The following is a 1,580-nucleotide window of genomic DNA, read 5'->3' as shown; positions in this document are numbered from 1 at the left end:
CTCCTCGCCTGCGACGACTGCCGTCCGGGCGAGCCCAGCTTGATCCCGGCGGGCGCGCTGTCGCTGCAGGGCCGTGTCGTCTCGCCGGTCGCGCTGGTGGCATGGCTCGACGGCTGGATCGCCGCCGTCGGCGACCTCGTGGGCCAGCCGGTCGATCTCCGCTCGCTGGCGCTCGAGTTCGCCCAGGTGGACCTCGACCGCGCCGTGCTCGACTGGGTCGGTTCGACCTGGCACGTGGCGCAGCTCGAACCCCTCGGCACCGACCTCCGGGGCTGGGTGACGGGTCCCGGCACCATCACGACGGTGCCGGTCACGTCGGAGGCGGCCGCACGGGCCGGACTGGAGGACTGGAAGCAGGCGCTCGACAGCCTGCCGCTGCTGCTCGGTGACGGCATGGGGGCGGGGCCGATCGGCTCGATGCTGGGCGGCCCCGCCGACGCGGCCGCTGGCGGCTTGCTCTCCGTCCGGCAGGTCGAGTACCGCGGCGTGGGCTACGAGCGCTGGCGGATCGGCCCGACGGTCGACCTCGCGGTCGCGGTGCTCGACTCCCACCTCGTCCTCGCGGTCCCGGCCTTCGCGATGCGTAACGTCATCGACGTGCACCACGGCGCCCCGAGCGTCCAGGACGATCCCGTGCTGGGCAGCGTCCTCGCGCGCGTCCCCGCCGGCGCCAACGGCTACGACCTCTTCGACGTCGCCCGAGGGCTGCGCGGTCTCGCGGCCATCTCGGACTTCGTCGCCGCTCCGGCCGCCAGCGCCCTGGCGCTCGTCGTCACCGACGTGGATCGCTACGCCTTCCGCGACGATGGCGACTGGGACGACGAGTGGGAGTGGGACGAGGAGTGGAGCCGGGACGACGAGCCGGGCGGCATCACGGGGCTGTGGCGTGCGGCCGATCGCTTCGGCGACGACCCGCTCGCCTCGTCGGACGCCGTCGCCGGCACCCTCGCCGTTCCGGGGTCCGTGAGCGCCATCATCTCCGGATCCGATCGACTCTCGAGCGGCGACATGGGATTGGTCTTCGAGCTGACCGGCATGAGCGCCGGCGATCTCGTGAGGATCGTGATGATCGATCCGACCGCCAACTCGATCGACACCTACCTGTACCTGTTCGACCTCGACGCCGGGCGCGTCGTCGCCGACGACGACGACACCCCCGACACGACGCGCTCCGAGATCGTCTTCGAGGTCGAGCCCGGGACGCGGTACGCGGTGATCGCCAGCTCGTGGGGCGGCGGCGACCTCGGCGCGATCGCCCTCGACACGGACGTCATCGGTGCCACCGTCGAGATGCCCGAGGTCGAAGCCGAACCGGAGCCCGAACCCGAGCCCGAGCCCCAGGCGGAACCTGAGCTCGAGATCGATCCGGACCAGGAGCCCCTCGAGCCGACGCCGACCGTCACCTTCGACGAGGTCGTCGCTCTGTTCGATCTCGTGACCGCCTTCCTGGAGGAGCTCGCCGAGGCGCTGGGCGACGGTGTAGCCCTGGGCGCGTCCCGGGCCGTGGTGGACGCCGGGTGGCGGCCCCACGGGGAGCAGGTCGGCCAGACCGGCAAGACCGTCGCGCCGCGCCTCTATTT

General features: G+C 72.5%; 2 protein-coding genes. One reads left to right on the top strand and one right to left on the bottom strand.

Annotated elements, in window-relative coordinates; translation table 11 throughout:
* On the bottom strand, positions 1 to 234 hold a 234-nt coding region (locus ACNA7R_RS20290; RefSeq protein ID WP_416285344.1), incomplete at its 3' end, for a hypothetical protein.
* Here ACNA7R_RS20290 and ACNA7R_RS20285 point away from each other — a divergent pair.
* Positions 235 to 1,580: FAD-binding protein (locus ACNA7R_RS20285; protein ID WP_416285343.1), on the top strand; the 1,346-nt coding region annotated here is incomplete at its 3' end.

Source organism: Natronococcus sp., assembly GCF_047921035.1.
GTDB lineage: Archaea > Halobacteriota > Halobacteria > Halobacteriales > Natrialbaceae > Natronococcus.
The sequence above is the reverse complement of the archived record's forward strand: the minus strand, read 5'-3'. Positions and strand labels throughout refer to the sequence as shown.